The 18,895-nt window shown below is 54.0% G+C and carries 16 protein-coding genes; all 16 read right to left on the bottom strand.

The window, feature by feature from the left end; all coding sequences use genetic code 11:
- Window positions 1-18 precede the first annotated feature (18 nt).
- Window positions 19-2,808, bottom strand: coding sequence for an isoleucine--tRNA ligase (ileS, locus tag KQI75_RS08730; RefSeq protein WP_216470421.1), 2,790 nt, complete (start codon window positions 2,806-2,808; stop codon window positions 19-21).
- 100 nt (window positions 2,809-2,908) lie between these two features.
- A complete protein-coding gene (locus tag KQI75_RS08725; protein WP_216470418.1) occupies window positions 2,909-3,652 on the bottom strand; it encodes a DivIVA domain-containing protein in 744 nt (247 codons plus the stop codon).
- Between the two features lie 87 nt (window positions 3,653-3,739).
- Complete coding sequence (locus KQI75_RS08720; RefSeq protein WP_216470416.1) at window positions 3,740-4,003, bottom strand: YggT family protein; 264 nt, start codon at window positions 4,001-4,003, stop codon at window positions 3,740-3,742.
- Window positions 4,004-4,033: 30 nt separating this feature from the next.
- Complete coding sequence (locus KQI75_RS08715; RefSeq protein WP_216470414.1) at window positions 4,034-4,534, bottom strand: cell division protein SepF; 501 nt, start codon at window positions 4,532-4,534, stop codon at window positions 4,034-4,036.
- A gap of 35 nt (window positions 4,535-4,569) precedes the next feature.
- Window positions 4,570-5,280: a YggS family pyridoxal phosphate-dependent enzyme gene (locus tag KQI75_RS08710; RefSeq protein WP_216470412.1), complete on the bottom strand. Its 711-nt coding sequence runs from the start codon at window positions 5,278-5,280 to the stop codon at window positions 4,570-4,572.
- Complete coding sequence (locus KQI75_RS08705) at window positions 5,280-6,560, bottom strand: HlyD family efflux transporter periplasmic adaptor subunit (RefSeq protein ID WP_216470410.1); 1,281 nt, start codon at window positions 6,558-6,560, stop codon at window positions 5,280-5,282. Before KQI75_RS08705 ends, KQI75_RS08710 begins: the two co-directional genes overlap by 1 nt.
- Window positions 6,561-6,587: 27 nt before the next feature.
- Window positions 6,588-6,830 carry an RNA chaperone Hfq gene (hfq, locus tag KQI75_RS08700; RefSeq protein WP_216470408.1) on the bottom strand — a complete coding sequence of 81 codons (243 nt, stop codon included), beginning with the start codon at window positions 6,828-6,830 and terminating at the stop codon, window positions 6,588-6,590.
- 36 nt (window positions 6,831-6,866) lie between these two features.
- Window positions 6,867-7,811 carry a tRNA (adenosine(37)-N6)-dimethylallyltransferase MiaA gene (gene miaA / locus KQI75_RS08695; RefSeq protein WP_216470407.1) on the bottom strand — a complete coding sequence of 315 codons (945 nt, stop codon included), beginning with the start codon at window positions 7,809-7,811 and terminating at the stop codon, window positions 6,867-6,869.
- On the bottom strand, window positions 7,811-9,760 hold the full coding sequence (gene mutL / locus KQI75_RS08690) for a DNA mismatch repair endonuclease MutL (RefSeq protein WP_216470406.1): 1,950 nt from the start codon (window positions 9,758-9,760) through the stop codon (window positions 7,811-7,813). The genes miaA and mutL overlap by 1 nt, the downstream gene beginning before the upstream one ends.
- A gap of 53 nt (window positions 9,761-9,813) precedes the next feature.
- On the bottom strand, window positions 9,814-12,411 hold the full coding sequence (gene mutS, locus KQI75_RS08685; protein ID WP_216470405.1) for a DNA mismatch repair protein MutS: 2,598 nt from the start codon (window positions 12,409-12,411) through the stop codon (window positions 9,814-9,816).
- Window positions 12,404-13,849, bottom strand: coding sequence for a tRNA (N6-isopentenyl adenosine(37)-C2)-methylthiotransferase MiaB (gene miaB, locus KQI75_RS08680; protein WP_216470403.1), 1,446 nt, complete (start codon window positions 13,847-13,849; stop codon window positions 12,404-12,406). Before miaB ends, mutS begins: the two co-directional genes overlap by 8 nt.
- 15 nt (window positions 13,850-13,864) lie before the next feature.
- Entirely contained in the window at window positions 13,865-14,536 is a 672-nt protein-coding gene (locus KQI75_RS08675) for a TIGR03936 family radical SAM-associated protein (RefSeq protein WP_216470401.1), read from the bottom strand.
- Complete coding sequence (locus KQI75_RS08670; protein ID WP_216470399.1) at window positions 14,529-16,370, bottom strand: TIGR03960 family B12-binding radical SAM protein; 1,842 nt, start codon at window positions 16,368-16,370, stop codon at window positions 14,529-14,531. Before KQI75_RS08670 ends, KQI75_RS08675 begins: the two co-directional genes overlap by 8 nt.
- An 89-nt stretch (window positions 16,371-16,459) precedes the next feature.
- Window positions 16,460-17,341, bottom strand: coding sequence for a hypothetical protein (locus KQI75_RS08665; protein ID WP_216470398.1), 882 nt, complete (start codon window positions 17,339-17,341; stop codon window positions 16,460-16,462).
- Between the two features lie 241 nt (window positions 17,342-17,582).
- Window positions 17,583-18,029, bottom strand: coding sequence for a hypothetical protein (locus KQI75_RS08660; RefSeq protein ID WP_216470396.1), 447 nt, complete (start codon window positions 18,027-18,029; stop codon window positions 17,583-17,585).
- Entirely contained in the window at window positions 17,986-18,870 is an 885-nt protein-coding gene (locus KQI75_RS08655) for a recombinase family protein (RefSeq protein WP_216470394.1), read from the bottom strand. Before KQI75_RS08655 ends, KQI75_RS08660 begins: the two co-directional genes overlap by 44 nt.
- Window positions 18,871-18,895: the final 25 nt, after the last annotated feature.

The following is an 18,895-nucleotide window of genomic DNA, read 5'->3' as shown; positions in this document are numbered from 1 at the left end:
ATTCGATACGATTTGATTTTACTTGTTGCCCAGTACAGAAGCACAACGCGCACACAGCGTCGGATGCTCTGCATTGCTGCCAACAGTCGGATCATAGATCCAGCAGCGCTCGCACTTCTCGCCTTCCATATGGCTGACGGCAATCTTCACGCCGCCCAGTGCTTCGTAGCTGTCGCCTTCGCCCTCGCCGGTCTGTACATCGACAGCAGAAACGATAAACAGCTTTGCCAGATCCTGACCGCAGCCGTCCAAGAATTCCTTGGCGTTCTCAGAAGCCGTGATGGTAACCTTTGCTTCCAGCGGCTTGCCGATGAGCTTGGAACCGCGTGCCTGCTCCAATGCCTTATTGACATCGTCGCGGACAGCAATGATCTTCTCCCACTTGATTGCCTCGGCATCGGTAAAGGTCAGGGCAGAATCGTACTCCGGCATGTCGTTGAGGACAACGTTGCGCTCGTCGTCGCCTGCTGCGTGCGGCATTGCGTGCCAGATTTCATCTGCGGTGAAGCAGAGAACCGGCGCCAGCATGCGAACCAGCGAATCCAGAATGCGGTAAATCGCAGTCTGTGCGGACAGGCGGCTCAGACCGTCGTCACAGTACAGACGATCCTTGATGACGTCCAGATAGAAGTTGGACATATCGACAACACAGAAGTTGTGGATTGCGTGAATAACACCGTGGAACTCGTAGCTGTCGTATGCTGCGCGAACGCGGCCGACCAGCTCATTGCACTTCATCAGTGCCCACTTATCCAGCTCGAGCATCTGGTCATACGGCACCATCTGATCCAGCGTGAAGCCGTTCAAGTTGCCCATGATGTAACGCGCGGTGTTGCGGATTTTCAGGTAGTTCTGAGACAGCTGCTTGAACATCTTCTTGGAGATCTTCATATCAGCGCGGTAATCAGAGGAAGATACCCACAGACGCAGAATATCTGCACCGTACTGCTGGGTGATTTCCTGCGGGCTCATACCGTTGCCCTTGGACTTGGACATCTTCTGACGCTCTTCGTCAACAATCATGCCGTGGGTGATAACCGTCTTGTACGGAGAAACGCCCTTGGTAGCGATGGAGGTCAGCATGGAGGACTGGAACCAGCCGCGGTACTGGTCGTTGCCTTCCAGATACAGATCTGCCGGATATGCCAGCTCGTCGCGCTCTTCCAGAACCGCTGCATGAGAAGAACCGGAGTCGAACCATACGTCCATGGTATCGGTCTCCTTGGTAAATTCAGAGCAGCCGCACTCGCACTTGGTGCCTGCCGGCAGAATGTCTGCGGCATCGGTATCGAACCAAGCACTGGTGCCCTTCTCGCGGAACAGTGCAGCAACAGCGGAAATGGTATCGTCGTTAATCAGCGGCTTCTTGCACTTCTTGCAGAAGAAAATCGGAATCGGAACACCCCATGTGCGCTGACGGGAAATGCACCAGTCAGAACGCTCCTGAATCATGGAGGTCATGCGATCCTCGCCCCAAGCCGGAATCCACTTGACGCCGTGGCAAGCCTCTACGGCCTTGTCCTTCATCGCGTCTACGGAGCAGAACCACTGCTCGGTTGCGCGGAAGATAATCGGCTTCTTGCAGCGCCAGCAATGCGGATAAGAGTGCTCAATAGTCTCAACAGCCAGCAGCGCGTTGTTCTCGGTCAGGTCGTGCAGGATAATCGCATTGGTATCTTCATAGAACATACCTGCGTACTTGCCTGCATCAGCTGTGGTCATGCCCTTGCTGTCTACCGGAACGATCATCGGAATTTCCGGATACTTCTGGCACACAACAAAGTCTTCTGCGCCAAAGCCCGGTGCCGTGTGTACACAGCCGGTACCGGCTTCCAGCGTAACGTGGTCGCCGACGATAACCAAAGACTCGCGATCCATCAGCGGATGCTGCGTGGTCACATACTCCAGCTCAGAGCCCATGATGGTGCCCAGAACCTCATACGATTCAATCTTTGCAGCAGCGATGACAGACGGAATCAGATCGGTAGCCAGCACGTAAATCTCGCCGTTCGGTACCTTTACAAAAGAATACTCAAAGCGCGGATTCAGAGAAATTGCCAGGTTGCCCGGCAGTGTCCACGTAGTCGTCGTCCAAATCACGAAGTATACGTTTTCTGTTGTGCCGATGACAGAGCTGATCTTGCCCTGATCGTCCTTGACTGCGAACTTGACGTAGATGGACGCACACTTGTTGTCCTTGTACTCAATTTCAGCCTCAGCCAGAGCAGTCTCATCGTGCGGGCACCAGTATACCGGCTTCATGCCGCGGTAAATATAGCCCTTCTTTGCCATCTCGCCAAAGACGGAGACCTGCTTTGCAACAAAATCGTTGGTCAGCGTCAGATACGGGTGCTCCCAGTCACCGACAACGCCCAGACGCTTAAACTGGGTTCTCTGGGTGTCTACGTGCTCCAGTGCGAACTCCTTGCACTTGTCGCAGAAGTCCTTGTTGCTGACCTTATGTCTGTCCAGACCAAAAGCGGCAATTGCCTGACGCTCGATCGGCAGACCGTGGGTGTCCCAGCCCGGCACATACGGCGCCTTGAAGCCTGCCATATTCTTGTAACGCACGATGAAGTCCTTGAGGATCTTGTTCAGTGCGTGACCCAGATGCAGATTGCCGTTTGCGTACGGAGGGCCATCGTGGAGAATAAAGAGCGGCTTGCCCTCGTTTTTCTCCATCATTGTATGGTAAATATCCTCTTTCTCCCACTTCTCCAAAAATTCCGGCTCGCGCTTCGGAAGACCCGCGCGCATCGGAAAATCGGTCTGCGGAAGATTGATTGTCTTGTTGTAATCCTGCGGCATGTAACCGTACCATCCTTTCTGATTCTCGACGCCGTCCTCTTTTTTGAATCGGCGCCGTCCCGCCGGTTCGGCGGGATTCTATCCTAAACAGCCTCGCTGTTTATTCTCCAATAAAATTGTTATGATTTTGCGAGCCGCTCACTTCCACCGTGTAGGCATCCTGTTCTATTCCATCAAGATGCGATGTGTGCTGGGCATCAGCAAAAATTTTTAAAATATCTGCGGGAATATCGGTTCCCGGATTTTCTTCCGGCGACTTCGGTATCTTCAGCTCTGCCGGACCTTCCACGTGCCCCTCAATCGTTTCGCTTGTCGCGTCACTGTGCACTGTGTGATCCGAGATAGAGGTAAACTCCACACCTTCTTTTTGCGGAATCGCAGCGATTCTCTCGCTCTCCTCGCGGAAGGCGCGGGTCATTTTTTCTATAAAGGAAGCGGCTTCCTTCTGCGCCAGCCGCAGACGCGCCTGCTCCTGAGAAGCCTGCACCTGATACCGTCTGACGATCGCTTCGCATTGTTCTTTTGTTTCGCGCTTGAGCTGTTCCGCATCCTCCTGCGCTTGGGTGCGCGTCTGGTCGGCCTGCTCACTCGCTTCTTTTTTGGTTTTGTCCGCCATGCCCTGCGCGGTCATCAGTGCCTGCCGAATTCCGCTCTCAATGCGGCGGTATTCTTCGATTTTGTCCACCATAACCTTGAGCTTCGCCCGCAGTTCTGCATTTTCCCGTTCCAGAGCTTCCATGTCATCCGCCGCCTGATCCAGCATCATGTCGACGCTTCTGGCATCATAGCCGCCAAATACCGCTTTCTCCGGTGTGAAATCTCGGATTTCCTTAGAACCTAACATGTTACCTCCCTGAAATCAAACGACCGGCAAGAACCGGAAAATGGCCGGGATAAACCCGGCCGGACGAATCCCACGAAAACCTGCACGTCACAGCAGCGCATAAACTATCCGCCGTGCAAATTCCAACAGCAGAAAAACAATCAGCGGTGAAAAATCCAGCATCATGCCCCGTCCTACCTGAAATCTGCTCAAAAGATTGCGGCATGGCGCAAGCATCGGTTCCGTCACGGTGTACAGAAACTCTCCCACTGCGGACTGCTGTACCTGCGGAAACCACGAACACAGCGCCCGAATGATAATGAGCCACTGCAATATGCCAAGAACTCGAATCGTAATGCTTGCAAGAATCATATGAAATCCATACCTCTCAGCCGGAAACCATCAGAACTTCATTCCGCTGTTTTCCAGTTCGCTAATCAAATCATCACCGACAATTTCCACATCCAGCGGGGTAATCAAATACGTGTCGTTCGCCACGCGCTTGATTTTGCCCTCAATGGCATATGTAACGCCGCTCATAAAGTCCAGCATGCGCTTGGATGTTTCTTTATCTGTGGTTTCCAGATTGAGAACAACCGTCATCTTATTTTTCAGATGATCTGCGATGTCCGCAACGTTGTTAAACTGATCTGCCTTTACCAAAACAACCGCGAGCTTGGTTGTCGCGTTGATGTTGACCACCTGATTATTTCTGCGCGGCTCAACCTGCGTGTTCTGCCGTGCATCAGATGCAGCAGCTGTTCGCGCCGGTTCCCGATAGCTGTAGTGCGAAGATGCCTCTCTGGCTTCCGACTCTTCTACCGGACCCTCGTCCATGTCGAAATCGTCATCGTCATCGACCTCGCCGCTAACCCAGCGTTTAAAATCATTTACTAAACCCATTTCTGCTTCCTCCTGAATGGAACAAATCTAATTTCTCAGTAGTGGCGGGCGCCGAACAGCGCCGTACCCAGCCGGACAATTGTTGCCCCACAGGAAATTGCCTCGCAATAATCAGCACTCATTCCCATCGACAAGCAGTCCATGGTGATATTATCGTATTTTTTCGCCGATATGTCAATAAATAGTTGAGACATTCTGTCAAAATAAAGAGTTTTTTCTTGATTGGGCTGCGTTTTTGGCGGAATTGCCATCAGTCCGCGCACATGAACATGCTCCAGTTGAGCAACCTGTTCGATCACCGAATCAATCTCGTCCGGATCAATACCCAGTTTGCTCTCCTCTCTGCCGATATTCAGCTCCAGCAGAATGTCCTGACAGATTCCGGCCTTGGCAGCCTCCTTGTCAATGACCTTTGCCAGCTTTACCGAGCTGACCGACTCAATCATGGACACCTTGCCGATTAAGTATTTCACTTTATTGGTCTGCAGCGTGCCAATAAAATGCAGCGGCTTGCCGTCATACGCATGCTGCTCATACTTTTCCAACAGCTCCTGCACGCGGTTTTCGCCGCAGACATCCACGCCCGCCGCAATGGCTGCGCGGACGCGCTCTGCGTCATTCATCTTTGTCGCAGCGACCAGCGTAATGTCCTCCGGCTTGCGTCCGGAAGCAATGGCGGCCTCCGCAATGCGTTTTTTTGCGGTCTGCACCGCTTGTGTGATAGTCTTGCGTTCTTCCTCTGTCATTATTTCATTACCTTCTTGTCATTCACATCTTTGGCTTCCACAATAATATCGTCATTGACAACCAACGAATCATTGCCGGTTACATTTTGCTTTACAATGTAGAAATCGCTTCCTTCGTACAGCGGGTCAATCTTTTTATAGCTTGCCACAGAATTAGACAGAACATAGACGCCCATCTCGTCATTTTCCATGCGCACCGCAGATTTCGGCACCTTGAGGCCTGCATACGAATCCACAACAACCGTTGCCACCTGCTCCCGCATGGAAACCAGCTCCACATCCATATCCTCCGACTGGAAAATAACCAGCGTGCTGTCATTGCTCTCATCGTCCCGCACCGCTTGTATGGTTGCGGAGACATCTTGGCTGATCTGTGAAAAGCGCAGCTTGACGCTGTTGCCCTGCTTGAGATTTTTGGCGTCGGCATCGCTGACCTTTGCGGCGTAATACCAGGCATAGCCCGATACCACTTTTCCCTTGCCGGACGTGGATGCCGGATTTTTCTTCGACAGCTTTTCCAGCGAGGACAAGGTCAGCTCGTCCACGACATCCGGTGTAAAAATGCTCTCGTATCCATCTGCGGACTCACAAAAATAGCCGGCACAGGGAGAATAGATATTGGTCGTCTTGCCGTCCAAGCGGGATTCCAGCGAAGCTGCCTGCTGTTTCAGGTTGGCAAGCTCTTTTTTGATGTCTTTGCTGTTGTCGGAGACCGAGCCGCTTTTCAAAACCAGCTGCCGCAGCTCCGAGGCAATCGACGCAACCTGTCCCAGCGAACCGTTGTCTACCTGCTCGCTCAGCAGATTCATCTGGTCGATGATTTTTTGGTTGAGTCGGCTGGAATTTGTCGTTGTAGACGATGTAGAACTAAACGTCTCCAGCTGCTCAATGTTGTCATTGATGCTTTTCAGCTCGCGGCTGACCGTCAGCGCATCTTGGTTGGAATACTCTGTGACGAGCGCTGCCCCCTTGGACACTTTGTCGCCGTCAGAATAATTGTACTCCACTGTGTTGCCTTCTGCAATATCTACCGTCTGCTCCTGCCGGATAAAGTATCCGCTCGCAGAAAAAGAGTCATCCAGCGACACCTGCTGTGCCGGTGTCGTTTTGACCGGATTGTAGTGACTGATGGCAAAACCGACTATGCTGTATACAAAAATAATTCCAAAAATAATGATCGGTATGCGAAGCGCGCGGTTAATGCGCAGTCCGCCGACCTGCCACACATTGGATGTTTGATTGGAACGCTTCCGCCGAAACGGATTTCCTTTGAATGCCATAGAAAGTACTCCTCCGAACAGAGGGTCTTATGCCGTGACTGCTTCCCTTCTTCCGTTCATTTCCAGCTTGCGCTGCGGAATCACTGTGGAGATGGCGTGTTTGTAAATCATTTCCTGCTTGCCATCACAGTCAAACAGGATGACAAACGTGTCAAACCCGCGCACTACGCCGCGCAGCTGAAATCCATTGGTGAGAAAGACAGTCAGCGGAACTCTGTCCTGCCGTGCCCTGTTTAAAAAAGTGTCCTGTAAGTTGATTTCTGTTTTCATTATAAAAGAATCCTCCCGTGATGTATAGAGATACTTTCAATATGTTACACCACGTTCAGATAAAATTTCTGTCACTTGCTGAAGAATTCCGGAAAAATCTTCCGGTGCGTCGTACTGCAGCCAGTGCACACGGCTGTCACGCCGCAGCCACGTCAACTGCCGCTTGGCATAGTTGCGCGATGCGCGCTTGAGCGTGTCCAGACAGATTTCCAAGCTCTCCCGTCCTTCCAGATACGGCACCAGCTCTTTGTAGCCGATGGCTTGTCCCGCCGTGCCGATGAGCTTTCCGCTCTTCCACAGGCGCTCGGTCTCTGCAACGAGTCCTTGTTCCGCCATCTGATCCACGCGGCGGTCGATGCGGTCATACAGCATCTGCCGATCTGACGGGCACAGGGCAAACAAAATTGCATCGTACTTTGGCTCCGGCCGCTTATTTTTCGCGTTCCATTCGTTGATGGTCATGCCAGTCTGGTCGTACACCTCCAGTGCCCGCACCACGCGCTTGACGTTGTTTTCATGGATGCGCTGCGCCGATACCGGATCAACAGCACGCAGCATTTCATGCAGCGCATGCGCGCCCTGCTCCCGTGCAATGGCATTGTATTTTTCCCGCGCTTCCAGATTGGTCTCATCGCCGGAAAACACGCTGCCCTCAATCAGGGCATCCAGGTACAGTCCTGTGCCGCCGCACACGATGGGAATTTTGCCGCGCGACAAAATATCCTGTGCGCAGGCATCCGCCATCTGCTGATACTTTGCCACCGAAAACGTCTCTCCGGCATCCGCCACGTCAAACATGTGATGCACAACGCCGTCTCGTTCTGCGGCATCCGGCTTTGCCGTGCCGATATCCATGCCGCGATACAGCTGCATGGAATCCGAGGAAATGATTTCGGTATCCAATTGTTTCGCCAGCGCGATGGACAGTGCCGTTTTGCCGGAAGCTGTTGGACCGGCAATGCAAATAAGTTTTTGTTTCATCACTGATTCACCCGCTTGAACATTTTATCCAGCTCATATTTGGTCAGCCGAACCGTTACCGGTCTGCCGTGCGGACAGCAGGTCACTTCCGGATCCGACAGCACGCGGTCACACAGCGATTGCAGCTCTTCCATGCTGGTTTTCCAGCCGCCCTTAATTGCCGCTTTGCACGAAACCGTATGAATCAAATCATCCAAACGATCCGGCACCGGTGTGCGGCGATCCATCAGCTTCTGCGCCATCTCCGACACGGTCATGGGCAAATCTCCCGCGTCAATGTACGCCGGTGCTTCGCGCACGGCAACACTGTGCTGACCAAACGGCTCCATGACAAAGCCAATGGATTGAATCTGTTCCATGCCGTCCATCATTGCCGCGTATTCCTCGCCGGACAAATCGACAACGACCGGCTGCAGCAGCATCTGTGTCGGAATGTCCACTTGCTTTCTCAGCTGATTGAACAAAATGCGTTCGTGTGCCGCATGCTTGTCAATCAAAATCAGCCCGCTCTCGTCCTCTGCCAAAATATACGTGTCAAAGCAGCTGCCGATGACATGTGCCTTTGGCATATCGTCGATGAGCGTTTCTTTTTCCTTCGCTTGCTGCTGCGCGGGCTGCAGGGCAGGCATCGGCTGCGCAGGCCGAACCGGCTCCTTCACCGGCTCTTTCACCGGCTTCGGCGCACCGACATGTTCCAGCGCGCGCTCGTCTCTGGCGTCTACATCAACAAACGGCAGAAAGCTCGCGCGTTTGGGCGCTCCGACACAAGCCCCACTGCGATAGGCGCTTGCCTGCTGCAAGGTGTCTGTGCTGCGCTTGGGCTCGTCCGACACGCGCGGTGTTAGGCGAATGGCGGAACGCGCAAGCACTTCTGTTTTTTCCTGCGGTTCCGGTTGCGTGCTCGGCAGGACATCTGCCAGCGGCTTGCATGGCTTCGCCTCAATCTCCGGTATGTTTTCTTCGCCCGCCAGTGCATTTTTCACTGCGGCATACACCGCGGAGAATACTTTTTTCTCCTCCGCAAATTTCACCTCGGTCTTTGCCGGATGGACATTGACATCCACCAATCCCAACGGCAAATCAATGCAGACACAGCCGTATGGGAATTTTCCCGTAATGATGCTGTTGCGGTATGCTTCTTCCATCGCCGCCTGCACCAGCTTGGATTTGATAAATCGCCCGTTGACAAAGAAATGCTGATAGGTTCGATTGGCGCGCGGCGCATGCGGTTTGGAAATGTAGCCCCACACGCGAATGCCGTTGAGCGTATTTTCCGGCATCTCAATGAGATTTTTGGACAGCTCCTTGCCGAACACACTGAACACGGCGTTTTGCAGGCTGCCGTTTCCCGGAGCATGAAACACGCGTTTGCCGTCTCGAATACACTGAAAATTGATTTCCGGATGGCTCTCGGCGGCGTGCTCCACCACAGACAGGATATATCCCGCTTCGGTAAAATCCTTTTTTAAAAACTTCATGCGCGCCGGTGTGTTATAAAACAAATCGCGAATGATAAACGTCGTGCCGTCCGGACAGCCTGCCGGCTCGTTCGCCGTCATTTTTCCGCCCTCCAGCGACACATGCACGCCCTCCATGCATCCGGTCTGCTTGGTAAACAGCTCCACGCGCGCAACGGCGCTGATTGCGGCGAGTGCCTCGCCGCGGAATCCCAGCGTACCGATGGCGCTCAAATCCTCCCGCGTGCGAATTTTGCTCGTCGCGTGGCGGCGGAACGCAATCGGCGCGTCCTCCGGCGCCATGCCGCAGCCGTTGTCGCAAACGCGAAGATATGTAATGCCGCCGTTTTCCAGCTCCACTGTGATCTGTGATGCACCGGCGTCAATTGCATTTTCCACCAGCTCTTTGCACACAGAGGACGGGCGCTCGACCACTTCACCGGCGGCAATCAGATCCGCCATGTGAGAATCCAGTTCATGAATCACTGCCATGCAGCACACCTCCCAGTTGATTTGTGTTTTTTATTATACACGTCTTGGCGGGATTATTCCACCATCTTCTGCAGCTCAAAGACAAGATTGAGCGCTTCAATCGGCGTCATCGTATTGACATTGACGCCGCGCAGCTTTTCCGCCACATCGTCCGAGCGGTAATTCGTCAGCGACATCTGCGGTTCTTCTTCCTCCTCGACCTCACGCACCTCGATTTTCGGCGCATGTGCCTCCAGATCCTTCAAAATCGCCTTTGCGCGGCGCAGCACCGGCTTCGGAACGCCCGCCAGCTTTGCCACGGCAATGCCGTAGCTGTCATCCGCACCGCCCGGAACAATCTTGCGCAAAAACGTAATGTCCTCGCCGCGTTTTTTCACCGCGATGTTGTAGTTCTTGACGCCGTCCATCAAGTCTTCCAGCGCAGTCAGCTCATGATAATGCGTGGCAAACAGGGTGCGCGCGCCGATTTTCTTCGGGTCTGCGATGTATTCCACAACCGCACGCGCAATGCTCATGCCGTCAAACGTCGACGTGCCGCGGCCAATCTCATCGAGGATGACCAAGCTGAATCGGGTTGCATGCGTCAAAATATCCGCCACTTCGCTCATCTCGACCATAAAGGTCGACTGTCCGCTCGCCAAATCATCCGATGCGCCGACACGCGTAAACACACGGTCTGCGATGCCGATGCGCGCCGATTTTGCCGGAACAAACGAACCCATCTGCGCCATAATCGTAATCAAAGCGACCTGACGCATATACGTCGATTTGCCCGCCATATTCGGTCCGGTGATAACGGCGATGCGATTGGCTTTGTCATCCAGCAGTGTATCATTGGCGATAAACATGGTATCGCGCAGCATGCGTTCGACAACCGGATGTCTGCCGTCCTTGATGTCAATGACCGGAGAATATTCTACCTCCGGACAGCAATACTGATACAAATCCGCCACTTCCGCCAGCGCGCACAGCACATCAGTCTGTGCCAGCGTCTGCGCGGTAATCTGAATGCGGTGCACCGCGGCGGAAATCTGTTCCCGCACCTCGGTAAACAACTGATATTCCAGATCTGTGATGCGCTCCTGTGCCTGCAGGACGGTATTTTCGTACTGCTTGAGCTCGTCTGTAATATATCGCTCCGCGTTGGCGAGCGTCTGCTTGCGCACGTAATGTGCCGGCACTTTATCCGCCAGCGAACGCGCAACTTCAATATAATAGCCAAAGACGCGGTTATAGCCCACTTTCAGCTTGGCGATGCCGGTTGCCTCGCGCTCGCGCTCTTCAATCGCCGCAATCGAGCCCTTGCCGCCGGACGCGATGTCGCGCAGCTTGTCCAGTTCTTCGCTGTATCCGTTCTGAATAAAGCCGCCCTCACGCAGAGAAAACGGCGGATCGTCTACAATCGCCGCGTCAATGAGCTGTTTAATATCCTGCAGCTCATCCATCGACTCGCACAGCACCTGCAGCATCGAGGACTGGCACTGTGCCAGCTGGATGCGAATTTCCGGCACATGCTCCAGCGTGGCAAACATGCTGCGCATGTCGCGGCAGTTGGCTGTTCCGTACACAATGCGTCCAATCAGACGTTCGATGTCAAACATCTGGCGCAGCTCATCGGCAAGCGCCGTGCGGCGCACCAGATCGTCCTTCAGCTCGCCGACTGCCTTTTGTCTCTGTGCAATCTGGTTGGGACTGCGCAGCGGCTTGCTCATCCACTGGCGCAGCATACGTGCGCCCATCGCCGTCTTGGTGTGATCGAGCACCCACAGCAGCGAGCCGCGCTTTTCCTTGGTGCGCATGGTCTCAAACAGCTCCAAATTGCGTCTGGCATTGAGATCCAGCTCGAGATACTGTCCCTGATAGTACAGCTGCAGCGTGTCCAAATTGGACAGGTCCGACTGTTGGGTGTCCATCAGATAGCGCAGCAGGGCACCAACGGCACACACAATCATCGGATGGTCGGTAAAAATCGTCGGCTCTGCGCTGGCGGCAAACTGCCTGCGCACCAGCTGTTCGCATGCCGCATAATCATACTGCTCCTCCGTCATGCGCTCCAAGCCGGAATCCATGTGTTCATGCAAAAAATCGACCAATGCGCCGTCATCCGCCGCTGCCGGATTGAGCAGCACTTCTTTCGGCGTAAACCGACCGATTTCGTTCATTGTGTAAATGGTCATCTCTTCTCCGGACATATCGGTTGCGAGTATCTCGCCGGTTGTAATATCCGCAAAGCAAATACCCACGCCCCCGACGCCGAAATAAACCGACGCAATATAATTGTTGCAGTCCTCCTGCAGCATAGACGCCTCAATGACCGTGCCCGGTGTAATCGTGCGGATGATTTCGCGCCGCACAAGTCCCTTTGCCTTTTTGGGGTCCTCGGTCTGCTCACAGATAAATACCTTGTGACCGTTTTTTACCAGTTTGGCAATGTAGCTCTCGCAGGAATGAAACGGAATGCCGCACATCGGCGCCCGTTCCTCCTGTCCGCAGTTTTTTCCGGTCAGAACCAAGTCCAGCTCTTTGGATGCAATCTTGGCGTCATCATAGAACATTTCATAGAAATCACCGAGGCGATACAATAAAATGCCGTCTTTGTTCTGATTTTTAATTTCAAAATACTGCCGCATCATCGGCGTAAGTTCAGCCATGATACCCCTTTCTAACCGCTCTGCCGTACAGCGCGCGCAGAGAAGTCTTTGTAATGACCACATCGACAAAATCGCCTACGTGCAGATCCTCTCCGGAAACCAGCACCAGCAGTCCGCCGTCCGTGCGGCCGCAGTGCGTAAACTCGCTGTCATCCTTGCCGTTGGACAAGCCGTCAATCAGCACGCTCAGTTCCCGATCCTGATAGGCATCCTGCCGCACCTGATTGATTTCCTCCTGTGCCGCCAGCAGACGGTTGAAGCGATCCTGTTTTTCCTCCTGCGTCGCCGCATCCGGCATTTCTGCCGCCGGTGTGCCGCTGCGCTTGGAATACAAAAACGTGAACAGCTGGTCATACTGCCCCTGCCGAACGACGTCCAGCGTGCCCTGAAAATCTTCCTCGGTCTCACCGGGGAAGCCAACGATAATATCCGAGGACAGCACGAGATCCGGCATGTATGTCTTTGCCGCCGCAAGCAGCGACAGATACGCCTCTTTGGTGTAGCCGCGGTTCATGCGCTTGAGGATTTCATTGGAACCGGACTGGAACGGCAAATGCAGCTGATGGCTGATATGCGTTCCCTCCGCCATCGTGCGGAACAGCTTTTCCGAAGCATCCTTCGGATGGCTGGTCATAAACCGCAGACGATATTCGCCCGGCACGGCATCCAGCCGCGCCAGCAAATCGGAGAAATCCATGCCGATGCCCAAATCCTTGCCATACGAATTGACATTCTGTCCGAGCAGCGTGATATCTTTATAGCCTTCTTCTACCAAGCAGCGCAGCTCTGCCTCGATGTCCTCCGGCTGCCGGCTGCGCTCTCTGCCGCGCACATACGGCACGATGCAATAGGTGCAGAAATTGTTGCAGCCGTACATAATGGACAGCCATGCATGGCAGCCCTCGCCACGCTGTACCGGCAGACCCTCGGCAATTTCGCCTTTCGAGTCACCGGAAATCTCAAAAATGCGCTTGCTTCCGCTCAGACGATGCAGCAGCAGCTCCGGAAAGCGCCACTGCATATGCGTGCCAAACACAATATCCACGCGCGGATAGCTCTTTTTGATTTTTTCCGTGATGTGCTCCTGCTGTACCATACAGCCGCACATGCAAATGACCAAATCGTCGCGGCTGTCTTTCAGATGCGTGTACTTGCCCATCATGCCGAACACGCGCTTTTCCGCATGCTCCCGCACGGCGCAGGTGTTGACAACGATCACGTTCGCCTTGGTATAATCCTCGGTTCGCTGATAGCCCATGTCGCGCAGCATACCGGCAATGCGCTCGGTATCCGCCTCATTCTGCTGACAGCCGAAGGTTTGGCAGAAAAACCACTGCTGCTCCGGCAGCAGCGCATTGCGGCGGCTCACCTGTTCGATATACTCCAGCTGATGCGCAATCTGTTGTTTTGGAATTTGTCTTGAAGTTGTGTTTTTCATGCTATATCATCCAGTTTATCGAAATTCGTTGAGTTCTGCATCATATACCATCAGATGATGATAGTTTGCGCCGTCCGGCGTCAAATCCGGCAAATCGCGTGCGATGGTCTTGGTGAGATACTCCGGACTCAGGTTGTTGTTGCCCGCGCCGAGAATTGCATAGCACCGCACGCAGTCGGTATCCGGCTCCAGCGTGAGCGCCTTTATATAGTCCTTGATGTTGACTTCTTTTTCGCCGCGCTTGGATTTCTTCATGATGAGAAGTTCTTCCTGTGCAAACAGCGCCTGTACGCGCTCACAAAAATCTTCCGGCACGCCGTTGTCAAACTCCCACGTAATTTCAAACTTGGAATACGCAATATCGCGGACTTTTCGGCCTGCGCCGTTTTCAATGGAATACATCTCCTGCACGGAAATGCCGGACGGGCACACCGCATTCATGCGCTGTACCGCGTCCTCCGGCAGCTGTTCCGCCGTACAATTGAAATCCAAAAATTCCCACTCACCGGAGTATCCGGTGGACAGCGGCAGAGCGATGGAAATATAAATGTGCTGGTTGAAGCCCTCGGTGTACCACACCGGCAGCTTTGCACGGGTGATGATGCGCTGCATACAGTGCATCAAATCCAGATGAGAAATATATGCCGCTTCATCGGTCTTGGAAAATCGCATTCTTGCCTTAAACACTGCACGCACATCCTTTCAACAAGCCGGCCGCACCGCAGCCAGCGCATTTTTCGAGACAAGACGGAGTCGGTTCCGCTCTGCGCGAGCGCTCCCACTCTCTCTTGAGGTGTTCTTTTGTCGTTCCGCAGCCGATGTGATCCCACGGGAACACCTCATCCAGCGGACGCTGCCGGTTTGCATAAAACGCCGGATCCAGTCCGACGGTCCGGAATGCATCCATCCACTTCTCCAGCGAGAAGCAGTCCTCCCAGCCGTCCATCTTGCAGCCCGACTTCCATGCCGTATACAGCACCTCTGCCATGCGGCGGTCGCCGCGGGCAAAGGCGCCCTCCAAGAAGCTGGTATCCGACGCATGCCAGCGGAACGTCACGTTCTTGGTCTTCATGACCTGACGCAGATATGCGGTCTTTTCATCCAGTTCTTCCTTGGTCGCCTGTGCATCCCACTGGAACGGGGTCTGCGGCTTCGGCACAAAGCAGGAGGTAGACGCCGTAATCTTGACGCCGCGCGCGCGGTTTGGCGTCGTCATGCGCCAGCGATACGCGATGTTCTTGCACAGCTGAGACATCTCGTCAAAATCTGCGTTGGTCTCGGTCGGCAGACCCATCATAAAGTACAGCTTGACGTTGTTCCATCCGCCCTCAAAGGCATAGGTGCACGCCGTGAGCAAATCTTCTTCTGTGATATTTTTGTTGATGACATCACGCAGGCGCTGACTGCCCGCCTCTGCTGCAAAGGTCAGACCGCTCTTGCGCACCTTCTGCACGCGCTCCATCAGCTCCATGCTGAAGGAGTCTGCGCGCAGCGACGGCAGCGACAGGCTAACGCGGCGCTCTTCGCAAATATCCAGCAAATCATTGGCGAGCTTCGGCAGCTCGGAATAGTCACTGGTGGACAGCGAGGACAGCGAAATTTCTTCATAGCCGGAATTGTCCAGCACGGCCTTTGCCTGCTTGAGCAAGACATCTGCGCTCTTTTTGCGCAGCGGGCGATAGGTATGACCCGCCTGACAGAAGCGGCAGCCGCGCGGACATCCGCGGAACAGCTCGACCATCGCGCGGTCAAAGACAATCTCCGTAGACGGAACCACAAAGGATTCCGGATAGTACATGTTGTCCAAGTCGCGTACAATGCGCTTTTGGATAAATGCCGGTGCGCCGTCCTTCGGCGTGACAGCCTCCACGGTTCCGTCCTCGTGATACGTCACATCGTACAAAGACGGCACGTACAGACCTTCGATATGGCACGCCTTGCGCAGAAATTCGTCTTTGCTCCAATTTTCCCGCTTTGCCTGACGGTAGAGATCGGTAAACTCAATCATAATCTCCTCGCCGTCGCCAATCTGGAACGCATCGACAAACGGCGCGAGTGGCTCCGGATTGTACGCACACGGACCGCCGCACACAACAAAGTTTTTCAGCGTCTTTCTGTCGCAGGCGCGCACCGGAATGCCGCCCAAGTCCAGCATGTTGAGCACATTGGTAAACGACAGCTCATATTGCAGCGTAAAGCCCAAAATATCCAGTTCGGTAATCGGGTCTCCGCTTTCCAGTCCATACAGCGGAATACCGGCGTTTCGCAGCTCTGCTTCCATGTCAATCCACGGCGCAAAGACGCGCTCACACCAAATGCCGCCCTGATGGTTGAGCAGGCCGTATAAAATGCGGCTTCCCAAATGGGACATGCCCACCTCATAGGTATCGGGAAAACACATACCAAAACGCAGGTCAACGTTTTCCTTATCCTTGACAATGGAACCCCATTCGCCGCCGACATATCGCGCAGGCTTTTGCACGCGCGGCAGGATTCGTTTCAGCTTCCGAGAGAGCTTCATAAAATTCGTACCTCATTTTTTCGTAGTCGTTGATTCAAAAGAAAGGAGCTCTCCGACCACTTGGACCGAAGAGCCCGCTCGTGCAGGGTTCAGGTAGCTGCGTTTTGTGCATCCGTTTCATCCGGATCACCGAAAATGCGCTTGTGCTTTTCGTAATCCGACTGACGCTCCAAATAGGTATGTTCCAGACGCAGGGTCTCCTTGAGCAGCACTTCCAGTTCGGAAGCATATGCCGCCAATTCATCGGTAGACGGCAGCTTGCCAAAGGACACGATTTTCATGTACTTGTTCACAGCCAGATGCAGCCGCACCTGTGCACGGCTCAGTTCTCCGTAGGTCAGCTCACTGATAATCTGCTGAAGCTCTGCACGCAGCCCCAGTGTCATGAGCTGGAATACCACGCGGTCGGTCGGCATGCTCAGGCGCATTTCATACCGCGCCAGCAGCTGTTCCAGAAGCGTGTTGTTTGCCTCATGCATTTTGTGCAGATCTTCCATCTTGTAGGAGTGCATCTTGAGACCAACAGATTCCTCTGTCAGACGAAGCTCCTCCATCTCTTCCGGCGTGATTGCGATGTCCTCCGGCACGGAGGACAGGCTGTAGCGGGAAATGGCTGCGCGCATCGCCTTGTACAAATTCGCCATGCAGTATACCTGCCGCTCGCAGTCCTCAAAATGCGTCTCCGCCTTCTTGAGCAAATCCTCCGTCTTGTCCAGCTTGCTGTGCGCCGCTTTTTCCAGCTTGTCATAGTGGTCGACAATCTTTTGCCGTTCTTCTGTCGTCTGCTTGTGAATCGCAATGACAATATCATCCTTCTTTGCGATGGTATCATTGCGTGCGGCAAGTTCTGCCTCAGCATCCTTGAGCTGCTCCTGCAGCTCCTGCAGTTTGGCTTCGGACTCTGCGATTTGTTCCTGAACCGTCTCCAGCGTTTCTCTTGCGCTAAGCAGTTCTTTTACACTCTCAAACATGCTGTCTCTCCTATTCCATCCGGATAAAACCGTCATATCGTAAAAATCAAATCATAAAGCGAAACCTTCTTCGTACACTTTGCCGTAAACCCGCAAAGCATTCCTCGTTCCCATCTGATTCCGCAAATAAAATCAAACTTATTGTACTACGAATGCACCATTTTCGCAATAGTTTTGCGGCGTACAAAGCAAAAAAGCCGGAAATTTCTCTCCGGCTTTCCCGCCCACTGGCGCGGTTTGTTTAGCTGCGGCAGCCGCGGCATTCGTCCTTTTTGGGACGGCATCCGCAATCCTTGTCGAAATCACTCGGCGCGCCCCGCCCGTCCTTCGGGAAAAATTCCTCAACCGGAAATTCAAATCGGCTGAACATCTCGCACGGGTCCTCCTGTTTGCAGCAGCCGCCGGAACAGCTGCAGTCCTTGGCAGGCATGCAGATGTCGTATGCCGGCATGAGCAGCTGAATGTCGCGCTCCAAACGGATAATGGAAAACTGTCCCAGCGTGACAAACAGCTTTTTCACGCCGGTGTCCAGAATGATGTCGTCACCGAACAGGCAGCTCAGCGGTTCCGGCACCTCGCTCAAATCACAGCAGCAGCCGCACCGGCACTCCGGCTCCATAATCTTGGCGGACAGCACCAGCGGGTCAAGTGTTTCTGTTTGTGCCGCAGGCTTTTCCCTGTGCAGCAATCGCCCGCCGACGGCGGCGCTCGCCCTGCACGGCTTCAAACAGCTCCCGCGAGACAATCGCCCATTCCGGCCGCGCATGCACATACCAATCCTGCTGCGGCAGCGCCTGCGTCTTTCCCTCCAAGTAATCAACCACGGTGCTTTTATGATTGACGAACACGCCGCAGTAAATCGAATTGTCCAGACAGCGCCGCACGCCGCGTGCATCCCATCTGTTTCCGCGCTTTGTGAAACGTCCCGCATGATTTAAGTGTGCCGCGATGCCCGCTGCACCCATGCCCGCGAGATACAGCCGAAACATCTCCCGCACCGTCTCCGCCTCTCTCGGCTGGATGCGCAGGGAAAACAATCCGGTGCGCGTATACCCGAAAATCACCGGCGGCACCCGTCCGCGTCTGGCATTGATGTCCTTGCCAAATTTGATGCGCTTGGACAAATGCGCGCTCTCCTCCTGCGCCAGTGACGCGTATACGGTCAGAATAAATTCCGAATCCCCCATGCACGCCTGTCCTTCCGACAAAAATCGAAGCTGTACGCCGCATTGCTTGAGCTGGCGCACCGCCTGCAGGCAGTCGACCGTGTTGCGCGCAAAGCGCGAAATATCCTTGACGCACAGCACATCAAACGCACCCGCCTGTGCATCGTCCAGCATGTGTAAAAATTCCGTCCTGTTGCGCATTTGTCTGCCGGAAATGCCCGCATCCGCGTAAATATGCGTCAAGTGCAGCTGATTGCTGCGCGCATACGATGCAAAAAACAAGCGCTGATGGACAAGACTGTCGAGCTGTGTCTGTTTTTGGGTGGATACGCGGCAGTATGCCGCCATGCGCAATGGAATCATGTTCTTCCCTCCTATCCGACAAGTA

The sequence above is a fragment of the Butyricicoccus intestinisimiae genome, from assembly GCF_018918345.1.
Lineage (GTDB): Bacteria > Bacillota > Clostridia > Oscillospirales > Butyricicoccaceae > Butyricicoccus_A > Butyricicoccus_A intestinisimiae.
The sequence above is the reverse complement of the archived record's forward strand: the minus strand, read 5'-3'. Positions and strand labels throughout refer to the sequence as shown.